Here is a 15,327-nt window from a genome sequence, read left to right on the forward strand (position 1 = left end):
GGACATAAATCCTTTAAAATAATTTTCGATTGACAATATTGACATTATAAATGATAATGATTATCATTATTGAATGTGTGATAACGATTATCACCTATATGTATTATTAATTATTTTTATAGGGAGCTGGATACAGGGATGAGTAAAATTTTGATGGTTTTTACAAGCCTAACTGGAAACACAAGAGATATGGCTGATGCCATTGCTGAGGGTATTCAATCAGAGCACGTTGAATTGGAAATTAAGGAAGTCATGTATGCTTCAGGTGATGACCTGCTTAACTACGACGGCATTGTGCTTGGTGCCTATACTTGGGGAGATGGGGATTTGCCGGACGAATTTCTCGATTTCTTCGATGAAATGTGCGAGGTTCAGCTGGATGGACAGAAAGCGATTGTATTCGGATCTTGCGATTCGTCCTACCCCGTTTATGGTGGAGCGGTTGATCAATTGGTTGCCAAGCTGACAGAAATCGGTGCAGAGGTTGTAGCTGAGGGCTTGAAGATCGAAATGTCCCCTTCAAAAAGCGAGCTGGAGCAATGCCAGGAGTTCGGAGCCGCATTCGCAAGACAATTCGTTGGCGTAGAGCAAGCCTAGGATCTTACCTATTTCGTGAGTCAGCTTCCCTTGCTAAGTATAGGACTGCCTGCACTTGGCTTGGTTCAGCCTACACCTGGCTTGGTTGGTTCGCGACTCACGGAACCTATTTTGACGACGATTTATCTGTCACGATCTATCCTGCAAGACTGTCAAGTTAAGATCACAGTGATACCTTTGTCCCGCAAATGCTCAATCTGGCCAGTTGGTGTCCTCACATCTGTAATAATAGTGTGAATCTGCTCTACCGTACAAAGCCGAAAAAATGCCACATGATTAAACTTCGTATGATCCACAGCAACTACCACCTTCTGTGCATTAACCATCACTTTTTTAACGACCCTTGCTTCTTCAATGCTTGGCGTAGTTAACCCATGAGTTAAGCTGAACCCATTGACCCCAATAAAAGCGATGTCCACATAGATTCCTTCCATAATGTATTGATGGCGCTCCAGCCCCAGTAATTTACGTGATTGCGTGAGCGCCCTCACAGTGGCTCAGCTCCATTAATAAGCATGATTTTACTCTTGACGGCTCCTGGCTGCTTATACAAATCGAAGGCATCTTGAATCCGGTCTAACGGTATGGCTTGGTCAATCTATTTTTATAATCTTCATTTTATTGTTATTAGTTTCGTTTGGTTTTATTTCCATTAGTGTCCTACCGAATTTTACACTTATACGTCAATCCCCTTGCCTACATATTCCTGACATCTTTACGTTTCCAGTCATTGACCCACCATTACGAGCAAAAGAAAAAAGCACCTCCGTCCACTATTGTAGTGGATACGAAGGTGCTTTTTTGTTATCGATCATGGCTCCTATTGTGTAAACAGCATATCCGTATAGTAATAGAACGGACCTGGGGATTCCGTCTCCCGAGTGGACACGGGAAGAATGTAAACCTCAAGCGGTGCCCCTTCGCGGGTAGCCTCAACCTCCAGCAGGTGGCTTCCTGCGGGAAGCGTCAGCTCAATCATTTGCTGTGATTCTGGCCTATGGTAGGCTGGCATAAACTCCCGTGTATGCGGGCAGTCGATAACGATTTCCCCGTTTAGCTTCAACAAAACGGGGGCGTTGGCCGCAGCGATCAGGCGAAGCTTACGCTCAGACGGATTCAGCAGCTGCGTGCTGGCGCGGTACAAGCCATCTGCTTCTGTGCCAAGCGCCGCTCTCCAGTCAAGCCGGTTGCCCGCAAACACAGCAGCTGTTGCCTGCTCGCTGCCCGGTCCCCATACCTGCCAATGCCCCGCGCCAAGCAGTACAAACGGCACCCGCTCCACGGACCACACTTGGCCATCATGCCTTCTTGTCCATCGGATTGCCAGCTCGTGAGAAGTTATAGCCGTGGCAGAGGCTTCTTGCACCGTAGCCGTCCACTCCACAGTTTCTCCTGGAGCTAGGCTAACCTCAAGCGGATCGCTTCCCGTCCAATCCTGTGGCGTATCCAGCGAAAGGCTGCCTTTAAGCGCAATCCGTGACTGATTCGTTAAAGTGGCTTTAAGTGTTTTGGACTGTCCCCTGCCTATAGCTGGTCCCTCCATTCCATAGTCCAGCGTAAGCTCCAGATCCGGCTTGTTATTCGTGCCTTGCGGCAGCAAATAACGGTTCTCTGTCACGCTGCGGCTCCAGTATTGCTTAACTGCCCGTTCGCCGGCAGCTTCGCGGTTCCAAGAGGTTGGCAGGTCAGGATGAATAAGAATATCTGTCTCCCATGCCGCCAGCACTTGCTTGCCCATGCGGATCGTGCGGCGAGTTAGCTCGTCAAGATTCGTTGGAGCCGGGAAGCCTTTGATCGGCGGGCTTACTACGACGCGGTCTCCGACCGGCTGTACCCATTTCTCAGGCAGCCCCTCGGGTCCAAGTATCATACCCAAAATCGCGCCAAGCGTTGCCGCGGTGCAGTCCGTATCATAGCCACAGTTGGTTGCTTTTAGGATCGCATCCTCGAAGTCCTCGCCATACAGCCAGCCGAGAATGGTAAAAGCGATATTTTGTGGGGCATCCGTGAAGTTATCGTGGCCGTGATGCTCTAATATAAGCGCTCGATTGGCCTGCCAATCCTTGCCCTCCTCAAACCATTTGATCAAATCCTTAACGGCAAGCGCGGTGCGGCAATCATCCGGGATATAACGCAAACCAATTGTAATCAATGTATCACGGTCCTGCTCATAAAAGATAGCGCTCTCAATAGCTGCAAAAAACATTTCTCCATATACGCCTTCTCCCCCTGCATGGTCAACGGTCGCATCCTGGTAAGCGTAATGGGCAGCCATCTCTGGCGCACCCGGTGCTACCATCGCCCAAATTTCCGAACGAATCGGCGAGCCCATGCAATTGGTGAACGGGTTATTGAACCAGCCTGCAACCGGAGCTACCAAGCCTCTGCGCAGATTGCTTAAGGCATAGCCATATTCATCAAACGGGAAAAAAATATGCTCTACCCATTCTTGCCCGAGCTGCTTGTTCGTCAAGCTGGGTCCATATTGCTCTAATGCGTGGAGCCATACCAACTGTAAATCCAGGTCATCGTTTTCCAACGGACCATCTGGCAGCCGCGGATAAAAGGTCAGGTTTAATAGCTCCTTGACCCCTTCCACGGGAGCCCCTAAGGTGCCTCCAATATTTTTTCCTAACCAACCGCCGTAAACAATTCTATAATAATCCTGCTCATTCAATATACTGATGCCCATTTTCTTATCATCCTCCGAGGTCGTTTTTAATATGCCGCCAACCATTTTTGGTATAATGCTATTATACGAACTGCGAGTGCTGGAAAGCCATGAAGACAATTAAGATTATCAATTACAAAATCTCGGAGGCTGACATGTATTATTCACTTTCTAGACTTTCCGTCATGGATGTTCGGTGGGCTGACTTGTTTCATGCCAAACATAAAACCTTCAAAGACAATCACCAAAACCCCTTTTATCAATTGATCCTGATTGCCCAAGGTCCTGTTTACCTGCAGGCTGCCAATGAAGAGCGGTTAACCCTGCAAACTGGGGAAGCACTGCTGCTTATGCCCTGGGAACAGCATCGCGGCTGGAGGGTCGATGAGCAGCAAGGGCAGTTTTACTGGGTGCAGTTTTCCTGTGAGCCTGGCATTCAGGAGTTTGTCGCGGAACGAGCAGCCAAGCTTAATATTGTCCATGTGCAAAGCAGTGCATTACGCATATCCGAGGGCCAGTTTGAGGATCCGCTTATTATTCCGAGACGCTTTCTTACCTCGCATCGATATAAGCTATTAGTCATATTTGAGCAGTTAGTCGAAATATTAGATAAGCCGGTCGGCCATTTCCGCTTTCATGCCACGCTGCTGCTGGGTGAAATCATCAGGCTGTTAGCCCATGATTTCCTCGAATACAACAAGACGCACACGGTGTTCCCCACTTCCTACACCACGTTCAGAAAGCTGGCCAATCATTTAAATAATAATTATGAAACTGAGGTTTCCACCGAAGCCTTGGAGCAAATGACCGATCGAAAATATGAATATTTATGCCAGGTGTTCAAAAAATACGCAGGTATTACGATGATGGCCTATGTCCATCAAATGCGAATTCAACAAGCGAAGCATTACTTATTGAACACGGAGCAAAGTGTACGCGAAATCGGTGAATCGATCGGTTATGCAGATCCGTTCTACTTCAGCCGCATGTTTAAAAAGCTGGAGGGCTTATCCCCGCAGCATTATCGAAAGCTTCATGAAACGAAATAGCTGCAAAAGAATGACCCTTATGAAAAAAGCCCTCTCGCTGGCTCCTAATAGGAAACCTTCGAGAAAGCTATTTGCGCAAGCTGATATAAGCAATCTGCAATCTGCTCAATAGGATATCTGATGGCTCTATCCTGCTAACCTTATGCAAAATATGCCAAAATATCGTTCAAGCACTCCACCACAGCATCCGGTGCCGTATGGTTCTGCGGGATATCCTGATGCTTGGCAAGCCCTTGCCGCACCCAGATGGCGCTCATCCCCAAGCTTTTGGCTGGGATCACATCGTTGTCTATACGGTCACCGATCATAACCGCCTGCCCGGGCAGGCATCCGGCCTCCTTTAAAGCCAGCTCGTAGAAGCGGGCATCCGGCTTCGACAGACCCGTCTCCGCCGAGCAGCATACGAGCGAAATATAGGGAAGCATCCCATACTTCTCCAGCCTACTGACCGTTCCCTTGCTTTGGTTGGCTATAATCCCTATTTTATAATGGGGCTGTAAGGTACTTAATACTTTGAGCGATTCTGGATAAGGCTCCTCCAACTCCTTACGAAATGCCATCGCTTTCCAGATTGCAAGGCGATCCTGCTCGGATGGAACCAATTGCTTCATAACATGACGCATGGGAAATTCGCATAATTGCCGATGATAGTCCATCAGCGCTTGCTTTACAGTTGGAGCTTCAATCGAATAGCCGAGCTTGCCGGCCTGCTGCACAAATTGCTCAATACTATCTCCTATAGGCTTCGATTCATCAACAAGTGTTTCGCCTATATCAAAAAAGATCCAGCTAATGCTTTGATTATTCCACATATGATCCTCTTTTCCCGCATTAGTCCACTTTCGAAATCCGGTCTACCTCAGCCAATTCTTCAGACGTTAGCTTTTGGTCGATATGCTGCAAAGCGTCCCCAATTTGTTCAGGACGGGATACCCCTAGTATTGCGGAAGAAATATGGCGGTTGCTAAGCACCCACGCCAGCGCGAATTGCGCCAGTGTCCAACCTCTGTTGGCTGCCAGTGGCTTAAGCGATTCAACAATATGGTAATTTCTATCCGCACCAAGCAGGCTATGGAGCCGCTTTTCCCCTGCCGCACCGCGTGAGCCTTCAGGAGGAGCCTCGCCCTGCTTGTACTTTCCGCTCAGAAGCCCTCTGCCTAATGGGCTATACACGACCACACCGACTTGCTCCGACTCCACAAAAGGCAGTAATTCACTTTCAATCCCCCTCGAAATTATGCTATATTCCGGCTGTACACTTTCGAAGCGGTGAAGGTGGTGTAGCGCACTAATGCCATGAGCCTTGGCAATTTGCCAGGCGGCAAAGTTGGAGCAGCCGATGTATCGGACTTTGCCCGATTTCACCAAGTCATCCAAAGCGCTAAGTGTTTCCTCAAGAGGCGTTTCGGGATCGAAGCGATGCACTTGGTACAAATCAATATAATCCGTTTGCAGCCGCTGCAAGCTGGCATCAATCGCACGGAATATATGGTAGCGGCTTTGGCCAGAGTCGTTAGGACCGATGCCTACCTTGCCATGAACCTTCGTCGCCAAAATAATCTGGTTCCGCCTACCCTTTAACACTCTCCCGAGTATGTACTCCGATTCACCGGACTCCAGCGGATTATCACGGTCCATCCCTTTGCCATAGACATCAGCCGTATCGACAAGCGTAATGCCTGCATCTATCGCAGCATCCAAGACGAGCTGCGATTGCTCCTCATCAATCCAACGGCCAAATGCCATCGTCCCTAAGCTAACCTCGGATACCTTTAATCCGGTTCTCCCTAATTTTCTGTGCTGCATGGCTATCAACATCTCCTTTTTTAAGCTTGAATACCTGAGAGAAATTGTACGGATGCTTGTATGGCTTGCTCAAGCTGTGGTGTTGTTCCCTGAAACGGATGGACCGCCCCGAATGTGTGGGTTCCGCCTTCTATCATGGCAACGGGATTGTGCGGAGCTACGGCACGCATCGCGTCCAAGCTTTTCATTAAACGTTTGCCATCCTGGTCGCCTTGGACATGCAATACAGGTGTCGTCAGAGTAGCCAAGCGCTGCACAATATTAAAGCGGTCTTCATTAAGCTTTAAATCCTCATAAAACACAGCTTTAATCGGCATTTCCTGCTTGGTGCGGGTATTTGCTACATAAGCGACTCCATTCTCGGCCAGCACTTGCTTAAAGGTATCATCGAATAAATCCGTATATCCAATTCCATTCCATGTTACCACGGATTTCACCTCAGGGTGGTCAGCCGCGAAAATAAGGCTTGTTGCTCCACCTTTACTGTGGCCTAGCAAATGAAGGCTGGCTGCATCCGCATATGGAGTCAAAGGAAGTGCAACATCCGTCAGTGCTTGAATAACCAATCCCACATCCTGCTGCTCTCTGGAAAAGGTGTTGACCGCAAACCGATCCAGTTCGTCAAAGTCGCTGCGATTAACTCCATTGCAAGAGAAATTAAAGGTAATGACATAAAAGCCATGCTTGGCAAATTGTCCCGCTATATAAGGATTAAATCCCCAGTCCTTAAAGCTCTTAAAGCCGTGGCAGATGATAAGTACAGGCTTAGGTGAATTGCCCTCAGGTATGACTCGAACTTCTCCACGGATAAAAAGCTGCTCACCCGTGTCCAAGTGTCCCGCCTCTAGCGTAAAAGCTTCCTCAATAATAGCATGCTCACTCAAGTCCCATCACTCCTTTTTCTTCTATTGTAACGCTTTACCCCACAAAATTCGAGTTACTTAAAAACGACCACCCCTAGGTGGCCATCTGGCAGGTGAAGTCAAGCGTATGGGGATTCCTGCCGTTGTTGGTACACGATAAAAAAACACCTCAACTCCCACTTGAATAGTGGATAGTGAGGTGTTTTTTATATCTATGAGTTTACAGAGTAGAAAATAGTAAACTACTTGCGAATGACAATCGCTGCAAAATCCGTCAGCTCTGGCACTTCAATCGTTATTTGTTGCTCCGAATTGGCATAGATAGCTTGTGATTGATCAACTAAATAAATGGCTTCATTGCATTCGCCAAGCCCATTAAGGGTAATCTTTAAGTCGAAAATAGGTAGCGGCTGTGTGTACGTTAAACCGTTGAATCCCGATAGATTCAGCAAATGCAACAGATAGGAGCCATCAGCAAGCTTATGGAAGAACACCTCAACACTAGAAGGAGCATTCGTCGTAAGCACCAGCGGCTGCTTAATCGCTTGCTGCAACAGGTTTAACACGACATGTTTATGGTCAGCATAGCCATGTTTATAATAAAGCTCGCCAGCCGGCCATGGGATATAGATGTTGGTTTGCTGCCCTTTCTTGTTCGTTGCTGCGCCCCAAAGCTGCTCGGATATTTTATGGCCGGAAGCACGCTCCGGAGGACCAAAAGTGGATGGAATCACATAAGGCAGCAGCTTCTGGGTGCTGGCTCCAAACTCCATTTTATAAAAGGAGCCCGTAAGGAAAATCCAATCCCGTTCGGGAAAGCTATTAAATATTTGCTTATCATCCGTTAGTAAATAAGCCGCTTCCTGATTATGGACATGCTCCTGAGCCAAGACAGCGTCAAAATTACGCTTGAGGAACGACTGATTAGCAGCGCCCGCTGTAAAGGAACCCCCTGTACTGATCAAGGACACGCCTTGCAGGGAGATGCTCTCCAGTGCTTGCAGCTCCTCCTCGGAGAATTCGCTGATGTCGGGAATGATGACAGCTTTGTATGAATTCAGGGAGCTAAGCTTGCGAGCAAGTACATTCTGGTCCAGCACGTCAAACACGATATGCGCTTCCTTCAGCATTTTGTAGATCCCAAAATATTCCTTCATATTTTTCTGAACCGGTTTTCCGGGTTTAATTAATGCCACATCAGACATCGAGAGGAAATTGCCGTAATAGTCTTCATTATTTTTGTGGTACTCAAAGACAGAAGCGACGGTTGGCAGATTTTCCCGGTCTGGGTAATCCTCGAATACGCCAATAATGCAGAAGTCCAAACCCGAACCGCTTGCTAAGCCAGCCTTCAAGCGAATATTGACCTCATGGCTGGAAACACCAGTAAAGCGGTGAACCAAATCAATCGCATTGATGCAGCAATTGCTGACCAGCTTGTCATCCCACGAGTCCTCTAGTGACGCTACATTCTCCGAAGCCGAATATAACCAAACCGGGAGTGGGCGTTTGTTATCCGTATTCGATTCCTTGCGGACAATGTCGACTTTATGCTCGTTGTAGGTGGAGATCGCGATATCTTTATTTTTACTTTTTACAAGCTCATAAATACGGTCCAGCATTTCCTTGGTTGTAGCATCTTGAAATAGCTTGTATTGACGGTAAACCGGATCCTCAAGGCTTTCGGTCAAAGGCAGATCCAAGCCGCTAAATTCGCGGAATTTGGTTTTGCAGCTATCGCAGAAGCAGATTCCATAATTCGTGCCGCTGTAGTCACGGGTTTGGTAGCCAAACATATTGAAAAAAATACCGTCTACATCGTAGTTGGAGATCACTTCATCAATCATTTGCAGCGAATATTCCCTTTGGTAATAACCATTAATGCAGGTATGAACAATCCCGTGGTAATTGACCTCCTTACCCTCACGGGTACGGTAAAACCACTCCGGCTTTTGGGCGAAAATGGTCTCATGGGCTTTGCTAAAATCGAAGCGGGCAATAAACTTCATCCCGGCTGTGTGCGATTTCTCGACAGCTTCCTTCAGTAAATCCTTCGTTTGACCCTCTGCACGATATTGGTACTCCAGCTTTGTTGGATAAAAAGCGACAATCCCGCCGCCATTCATCATAAGTACGTTCGTTGATAATGCCTGCAGGTCTGTAATTAAGCGGTCTACATCCAAATTCGCATCGGTTTCACGAAGATTATTTTGTACCAGTCTTAAGTTGTTTTTTTGCCACCAGCTCATCATATTCTCCCCAATCCTATTCCTATTCTTTAGCCAGCAAGAAGCCACTCCACAAGATGACCCTTCCTCCGCTCAGGCTGGTCGTTTCTTAAGTTCATCCAATCTAGTCAAAACTTTACTCAAACTCAATCAATAAGCATTCCCAAATCGTTAAGCGTGGTACGCTAATAGCCAGCCTGCCTGCAGCTTCTTGATAGCTAAGTGCTTCACCCGAAATAAGCTGGCTGACTTGTTTGACACGTCTGCCGTCAATTTTTAAGCTTAGCGCGATGTCATGTAAGGGAATATTTGATGATAACGGCCGGCGGCCTACCCCGTTTACCAAATGGATGAGCAGCGTATTCCCCTTCTCGAACAGGGTCATTTGCAGCCCTTGGATATTGCTGATTTCAATAAATTTATGCTCGCCGAGCGCCATGTCGATCGCGTTGGACAGCAGCTGGTAATGCTCGCCCAGCTTGTATTCATTGATCAAATGGCTCAGCGAAAAAGGCATATACATCGCGTGCCCTTTACCTGCCTGATTCCATACGGCAAGCGGCAGGTCGGTATGGCTTACGGGAAGCGAGGCCCGCTCAGGCGGAGCCCCTACGCTTTCCATCGGCGAGAATGGCGGCACCAGCGTTGCCAGCACTTGGCTTTGGACGCCAACTGGCCTCACATAGACCACCTTGCCGCGATGCGCGATCAGCTCGGTATGCTCCAGCCCTTTTTGCAGCGGGTTGCTCGCTCCCTCGGAGCGTTCGAAGCGCAAATAGGAAGCGGTCAAAGCTTCGCTGGTATATAAATCGTTGGCGATCCCAAGCAATGCAAGCAGCCTTGGCTCTTCAGGGATAGCCCCTTCGGCAAATATACAACCACCGGCCTCCACATAGTCGCTGATTAAAGCAATAAATTCATCCGAATACTTCATGCCTTCAGGGATGATCAGGCCTTTATAAGGAGACAGCTTTTCCGCTGTTGCATGCGCGCTTAAAATCACATCAAACGGAATTTGCATATTGATCAAGCCGTCCGCCCAGCCTTCAGCGGAAGCATCACCTGTCCACATCATCGCAATTTGCGCTACGCCAATGGCATCCTCCATGTAGGCTTCAACCTTCTCGACATTGTGGTTGAAATCAGCAACCACCTCAAGAATGCGTTTGTCCTCAATCGTTTCCGGTATGCCGGTCAACGAATGCCAGATGTTCCCGCCTTGGGCTGGAATTTGCGATAGCCAGAAGCTATATTCAGCAGGTGGCAGTCCGGTATGGCGCCAATCCATGCCCGGGCTTGAATGGACAATGCCGCACGGAGTTGGCCGATCTGGAAGGGAGATGCCAAGCTTCATGCTGAGTGCAGGCTTCCAGAATTCAGGAATATGATGATGCCCTAGCGACAAAATATCCTGCGGCTCCGTGCAATGCATATCCGATGTTTGCTCCCGGTCCAGCATATTAGCCGGATATAAATAAAGGATCATCGGAAGCTCTGGATTTTTGCTTTTAATAAAACGATACCAATTATTGGCATTGTCGCGGAAGCAGGTCGGTGCCCAAGAAGGATCAAATTGGCTTTTATCGATAGGAAGTGGCTTATTATATAGCTTGATATACTTCTTGTGGCAAGCTTCGCACCAGCACGGCACAAATCGCGGCGCATTAAAAAAGATCGCGTCGATATCATAATGGCTAATGACTTCATCCAGCACTGGAATCGCTACTGCTTCATTGCGGTATGCACCATTCAAGCAGGTAGACATTAAAAGCGGCCATTTGCCTGGCCGACCCGCACCAATAATTTCAGGCTCGCCTGAAGGCTGCCTAATAAACCATTGTGGCTTCTGTAAATAAAACGTATCCTCGGTTTTACTAAAGTCGAACCTAGCGATAAAGCGGATCCCTTGCTTATGGCAAGCGGCAATAACCTCCTGCAGCAAATCGAAGTTTTGCGGCAAATATTCATTAATCGTATGGTAAGGCACCTTGCTTGGATACCAAGCATAAATGCCCGCTACATTAAAGCAAATCGTATTGGCTCCTAGCTGCTTCATGCCTGCGGCATAACGTTCGGGATCAATTAAAGCAGTGTCTTTAATTTGCAAATTGGTTTGGACAACGCGTAATGGTTTTTTCCACCAAGCTTTTTCTTTCGTTTGCATAGGTAAAGCCTCCTTCTAAACGGTATCCCCAAGCAACTTGAAACGGTTACTGGAGGAAGCTCCGGTAACCGTCCATGGTTGGTTCTTTATTACGTATCGCTCGATCAAGTGCTGCTTATTTCTTGTTAAACTCTTTGTAAGCTTCGGTATTTTCCATATAAGCCTTCTTCATCTCTGGAAGATTATTCAGTTTCTCAATATAAGCCTTATATTCATCCATTGTAATTTGTCCAACAATAGCTTTCGTCACCATGGCTTTCCATTCAGAATCATATTTGGGCCAAGTGCTGTTGAAGGTTGCGGAATATACATAACGGAAAGGGTCTACTTTACCAATCGTGTCATAAGCTTCAACTTCTTTTTTCTTGGCATCATTGTACGCTTTATCTCCCGAAGCACTTTCTACTTTACCCCATTTGGCATAAGCAAGAACGCCTGCGCCTTTACTTGTAGTATTAACCTCTTTCACACCCAAATCGGTTAATACTTTTTGTCCACCGACCACTTTATGATGCACGCCTTCAATCCCGTAATAACCAAAGTCCGTCATTTCATCAGAAGCCGTGTAATCAAAATATTTTAGCAATTCCTTCACTTTCGCCTCAGGAACCTTCTTGGAGATGTAATAACCACCTGATACGCCCGTAGATAATACGATAGCAGGTCCTTTAGGTCCATTTAAAGTCAAGTTCAGAATTTTGGAATCCGGCTGTGTTTTATTAATGGAATCCTCATATTCTTTATCCCACCAAACGCTTCTTGCATAAGAAGCTGCACGGCCTGTTTTGTAAAGCTCTTCAGCTTGTGTTTTCTTCATAACAGCAAATTCTTTGGAAAGGACCCCATCCGTGTACAAGCCTTTAAACCAGTTGACCATCTCCGTATATTGAGGCGTCATTCTTTTGTCGATCATGCCGCCTTCACTATTATAAGTAGGATCAAGCGTACCGAAGCCAGCGCCAAATGCATCATCGCCGTCAGCAATAATTACTCCATGCCCGATTAACCCAAGTGTATCCTTCTTGCCATTTCCATCAGGATCGCCTTCAACCATTTTTTTCAATGCCGCAGCATATTCATCCAGAGTAGTCGGTACGGGAATGTTTAATTTATCGAGCCAATCCTTACGGATTTTAATCCCATTATCAATCCTTGAACGGGAACGTGGAACCGCATACACTTTACCGTCTACAGTTAAATATTTTTGCCAGTCAGGGGCCATATTCTTTTTCAAATTCGGATATTGGCTCAAGTCACCAAGAAAAGGTCCCAAGTCCCAAAATGCACCATTCCTGATCGCACTGCGAAGTGTAGGCCAAGTTGCATCAGGTGATGCCACAACCTCAGGAAGATCGGCGGAAGCGAACAATAGATCCGCTTTCGTTTTCAAGTCACCATCAGGTACCCATTCGATATCCAGCTTGCTGTTGGTTCGCTTTTCCCATTCCGTCCAGAACGGATTTTTCATATCAGGAACTTCATTGTATAAGCCGGCAAAAATCTTGATTTCAAGCGGCTTCGCAGCAGCTTTCGTATCTGTAGTACCTGGTGCCGTTGCTGCTGGTTTCTCTGTAGCCGCCCCGCCTGAACAGCCGGCAACTAATGATAAAGCCACGACGCAAGATACCCCTGTTGACCATTTCTGAAACGCTTTCATACATCTTCCCCCTTGATAATTGTATTAAGGGTGCCTCCACTTTCGTGAAGGCTGATCCCCATTGATTTGATATTAAGGTGCATACAACCGGAATAATACAGACAATTCATGTAATCTATGAGGAAAGACAAGAACTGTCCGAAAGGCAAAAACAGTCTGTAGCGTTTTATTCGAACTCAATCAGCAGGCATTCCCAAATATCTAGCTTTGGCACTGTAATGGAAAGCTTTCCATTGCTGCTCTCAAAGCTTAATGGCTGCTCCGAGATCAGCTGGCGCACCGCTTTCACTTTCTTGCTATCCAGCTTCAGCTTGACGATAATTTCATGCAAAGGAATATTCGTTGACAATGGACGTCTGCCCACACCATTAACCAAGTGGACCAATAACGTATTATTTTTTTCGAATACGGTCATTTGCAATCCTTGATAATTGCTGACTTCAATAAACTTGTCCTTACCGAGCGCCATATCAATCGCATTGGACAATACCTGGTAATGCTCGCCCAGCTTATATTCATTAATTAAGTGGCTTAATGAGAATGGCAGATATAAGGCATGGCCTTTACCCACAGCATTCCAAACCGCAAGTGGCAGGTCGGTATGGCTTACAGGCAACGAGGCACGTTCAGGAGGGGCGCCAACACTCTCCATAGGTGAGAAAGGCGGAACGAGTGTTGCCAGTACCTGTGTGTTAGCTCCATTAGGCAATACATATAACACCTTGCCGCGATGTGCGATAATTTCGGTATGCTCCAACCCTTTTTGCAAAGGATTATTAGCTCCTTCAAAGCGCAAGTAGGATGCCGTTAAGGGCTCGCTGATATAGAAATCCTCGGAAATGCCCAACAGCTTCAATAACTCAGGATGATTAGGAATCGTTCCTTCAACGAAAATATGTCCACCAGCCTCAACATAATGAGTAAGGATACTAATGAAGCTATCGTTATACTTCATGCCTTCCGGAATGACGAGCCCCTTATATTCAGAAAGCTTGTCAGGCGTCGCTTGTGCCTCCAGCAAGACGTCAAATGGAATTTGCATATTGATCAAGCCATCTGCCCAACCTTCCGCAGAGGCATCGGCTGTCCACATCATGGCAATCTGTGCAGATGCTATAGCTTCGTCCATATAGCTCTCGACCTTTTCCACGTTGAGGTTGAAGCTTTTGACCACATCAAGAATCCGTTTGTCGCCAATTGTGTTCGGGATACCCGTCAAGGAATGCCAGATGCTGCCACCATGCGCCGGAATCTGTGAAAGCCAGAAGCTGTATTCTGCTGGTGGCAATCCTGTATGCCGCCAATCCATACCAGGACTTGAATGGACGATACCAAACGGAGTAGGGCGGTCAGGCAAGCTTCTTCCCATTTTCATGCTAAGCGCCGGCTTCCAAAATTCAGGGATATGGTGATGGCCCAGCGACAAAATATCCTGCGGCTCGGTGCAAAGCATATCGGTTGTTTCAGCACGGTCAAACAAATTATCATGGTACAAATTGTAGTAAAGGATCATCGGGATATCCTTGCCGGTTTGTTTGATCGTCGCATACAGATTATCCATATTGTCACGCATGCAAGTGGAAGCCCAGTCTGGATGGAATTGCTTCCTGTCCGAAGGCATTTCGGTGTTATATAAAGTCGAGTACTTACGGCGGCAAGCTTCACAGAAGCAAACCGTGTAATTCGGAGCATTAAAGAAAATACCATCAATATCATAGTTGCTCATGATTTCTTGTAACACAGGAACAGCTACAGCATCATTTCTATAAGCGCTGTTGATGCATGTGGACATCAGCAACGACCAGTTTCCAGGGCGAAGCGCTCCAATCGTTACGGGTTCTCCAGCAATATCCCTGGCAAACCAATCTGGCCGTTGTAAATAAATCGAGTCTTCGGCTTTACTAAAATCCACGCGGGCAATAAAACGAATATCCAGCTTGTGGCATTCTTCGATAACAGCTTTCAATAAATCAAACGATGTAGGCAAAAACTCATTAATCGTATGGTATTTCACTTGGGAATGGTACCAAGCATAAATGCCGCCTACATTAAATACGATCGTATTGGCACCCATGTCCTTCATTTGTGCCGCTAGCTCTGCGGGATCGATTAAATCGGTATCCCTTACTTGTAGATTAGGTTGAATAACGCGCAGTGGTTTCTGCCACCATGATTTTGACTCCGTTGATATGCTCATCTTTAGCTTCCTCCTAGAAACGGTTACCATCCAGGTGGATCATTCCAGCATTCAGGATTGATTCAACAAGGCATGATAACCGTTTGATTGTGTTC

Annotated in this window: 11 protein-coding genes; 2 read left to right on the plus strand and 9 right to left on the minus strand. The window is 46.9% G+C overall.

Annotation, left to right across the window (positions count from 1 at the left end; translation table 11 throughout):
* Positions 1 to 138 precede the first annotated feature (138 nt).
* Positions 139 to 597, plus strand: a complete 459-nt coding sequence (locus G9U52_RS03530; protein WP_166146200.1) for a flavodoxin — start codon at positions 139 to 141, stop codon at positions 595 to 597.
* 152 nt (positions 598 to 749) lie between these two features.
* On the opposite strand, the gene G9U52_RS03535 is transcribed toward G9U52_RS03530, so the two are convergent.
* Both G9U52_RS03535 and G9U52_RS03540 read right to left on the minus strand, forming a co-directional pair.
* A complete protein-coding gene (locus tag G9U52_RS03535) occupies positions 750 to 1,088 on the minus strand; it encodes a DeoR/GlpR family DNA-binding transcription regulator (RefSeq protein ID WP_166146203.1) in 339 nt (112 codons plus the stop codon).
* Between the two features lie 329 nt (positions 1,089 to 1,417).
* A complete protein-coding gene (locus G9U52_RS03540) occupies positions 1,418 to 3,388 on the minus strand; it encodes an ADP-ribosylglycohydrolase family protein (RefSeq protein ID WP_207952757.1) in 1,971 nt (656 codons plus the stop codon).
* Between G9U52_RS03540 and G9U52_RS03545 the strand changes: the two genes are divergently transcribed.
* Positions 3,379 to 4,317 carry an AraC family transcriptional regulator gene (locus G9U52_RS03545; protein ID WP_166146209.1) on the plus strand — a complete coding sequence of 313 codons (939 nt, stop codon included), beginning with the start codon at positions 3,379 to 3,381 and terminating at the stop codon, positions 4,315 to 4,317. The genes G9U52_RS03540 and G9U52_RS03545 overlap by 10 nt on opposite strands.
* A 140-nt stretch (positions 4,318 to 4,457) precedes the next feature.
* On the opposite strand, the gene G9U52_RS03550 is transcribed toward G9U52_RS03545, so the two are convergent.
* The 7 genes from G9U52_RS03550 to G9U52_RS03580 all read right to left on the minus strand — a co-directional run bounded on the left by G9U52_RS03550 (position 4,458) and on the right by G9U52_RS03580 (position 15,232).
* Positions 4,458 to 5,129 carry an HAD family hydrolase gene (locus tag G9U52_RS03550; protein ID WP_166146212.1) on the minus strand — a complete coding sequence of 224 codons (672 nt, stop codon included), beginning with the start codon at positions 5,127 to 5,129 and terminating at the stop codon, positions 4,458 to 4,460.
* Between the two features lie 19 nt (positions 5,130 to 5,148).
* Entirely contained in the window at positions 5,149 to 6,123 is a 975-nt protein-coding gene (locus G9U52_RS03555; RefSeq protein ID WP_207952758.1) for an aldo/keto reductase, read from the minus strand.
* A 20-nt stretch (positions 6,124 to 6,143) separates the two neighbouring features.
* Positions 6,144 to 7,007, minus strand: coding sequence for an alpha/beta hydrolase family protein (locus tag G9U52_RS03560; protein WP_243767094.1), 864 nt, complete (start codon positions 7,005 to 7,007; stop codon positions 6,144 to 6,146).
* A 221-nt stretch (positions 7,008 to 7,228) separates the two neighbouring features.
* The gene (locus G9U52_RS03565) at positions 7,229 to 9,238 is read right to left on the minus strand and encodes a family 10 glycosylhydrolase (RefSeq protein ID WP_243767095.1); all 2,010 of its coding nucleotides are present in this window, start codon (positions 9,236 to 9,238) and stop codon (positions 7,229 to 7,231) included.
* 112 nt (positions 9,239 to 9,350) lie between these two features.
* Positions 9,351 to 11,378 carry an alpha-amylase family protein gene (locus G9U52_RS03570; RefSeq protein ID WP_166146215.1) on the minus strand — a complete coding sequence of 676 codons (2,028 nt, stop codon included), beginning with the start codon at positions 11,376 to 11,378 and terminating at the stop codon, positions 9,351 to 9,353.
* 115 nt (positions 11,379 to 11,493) lie between these two features.
* Complete coding sequence (locus tag G9U52_RS03575) at positions 11,494 to 13,035, minus strand: type 2 periplasmic-binding domain-containing protein (protein ID WP_166146218.1); 1,542 nt, start codon at positions 13,033 to 13,035, stop codon at positions 11,494 to 11,496.
* A 166-nt stretch (positions 13,036 to 13,201) separates the two neighbouring features.
* Positions 13,202 to 15,232, minus strand: coding sequence for an alpha-amylase family protein (locus tag G9U52_RS03580; RefSeq protein ID WP_166146221.1), 2,031 nt, complete (start codon positions 15,230 to 15,232; stop codon positions 13,202 to 13,204).
* Positions 15,233 to 15,327: the final 95 nt, after the last annotated feature.

This window comes from Paenibacillus agricola, from assembly GCF_011440305.1.
Taxonomy (GTDB): Bacteria; Bacillota; Bacilli; order Paenibacillales; family NBRC-103111; genus Paenibacillus_S; species Paenibacillus_S agricola.

What these genes read in the sequence shown, in the direction of transcription:
- G9U52_RS03530 (WP_166146200.1), top strand. Translation starts at nt 139, where the DNA reads ATGAGTAAAATTTTGATGGTTTTTACAAGCCTAACTGGAAACACAAGA.
- G9U52_RS03545 (WP_166146209.1), top strand. Translation starts at nt 3,379, where the DNA reads ATGAAGACAATTAAGATTATCAATTACAAAATCTCGGAGGCTGACATG.
- G9U52_RS03550 (WP_166146212.1), bottom strand. Translation starts at nt 5,129, where the DNA reads ATGTGGAATAATCAAAGCATTAGCTGGATCTTTTTTGATATAGGCGAA.
- G9U52_RS03555 (WP_207952758.1), bottom strand. Translation starts at nt 6,123, where the DNA reads ATGCAGCACAGAAAATTAGGGAGAACCGGATTAAAGGTATCCGAGGTT.
- G9U52_RS03565 (WP_243767095.1), bottom strand. Translation starts at nt 9,238, where the DNA reads ATGATGAGCTGGTGGCAAAAAAACAACTTAAGACTGGTACAAAATAAT.
- G9U52_RS03570 (WP_166146215.1), bottom strand. Translation starts at nt 11,378, where the DNA reads ATGCAAACGAAAGAAAAAGCTTGGTGGAAAAAACCATTACGCGTTGTC.
- G9U52_RS03575 (WP_166146218.1), bottom strand. Translation starts at nt 13,035, where the DNA reads ATGAAAGCGTTTCAGAAATGGTCAACAGGGGTATCTTGCGTCGTGGCT.
- G9U52_RS03580 (WP_166146221.1), bottom strand. Translation starts at nt 15,232, where the DNA reads ATGAGCATATCAACGGAGTCAAAATCATGGTGGCAGAAACCACTGCGC.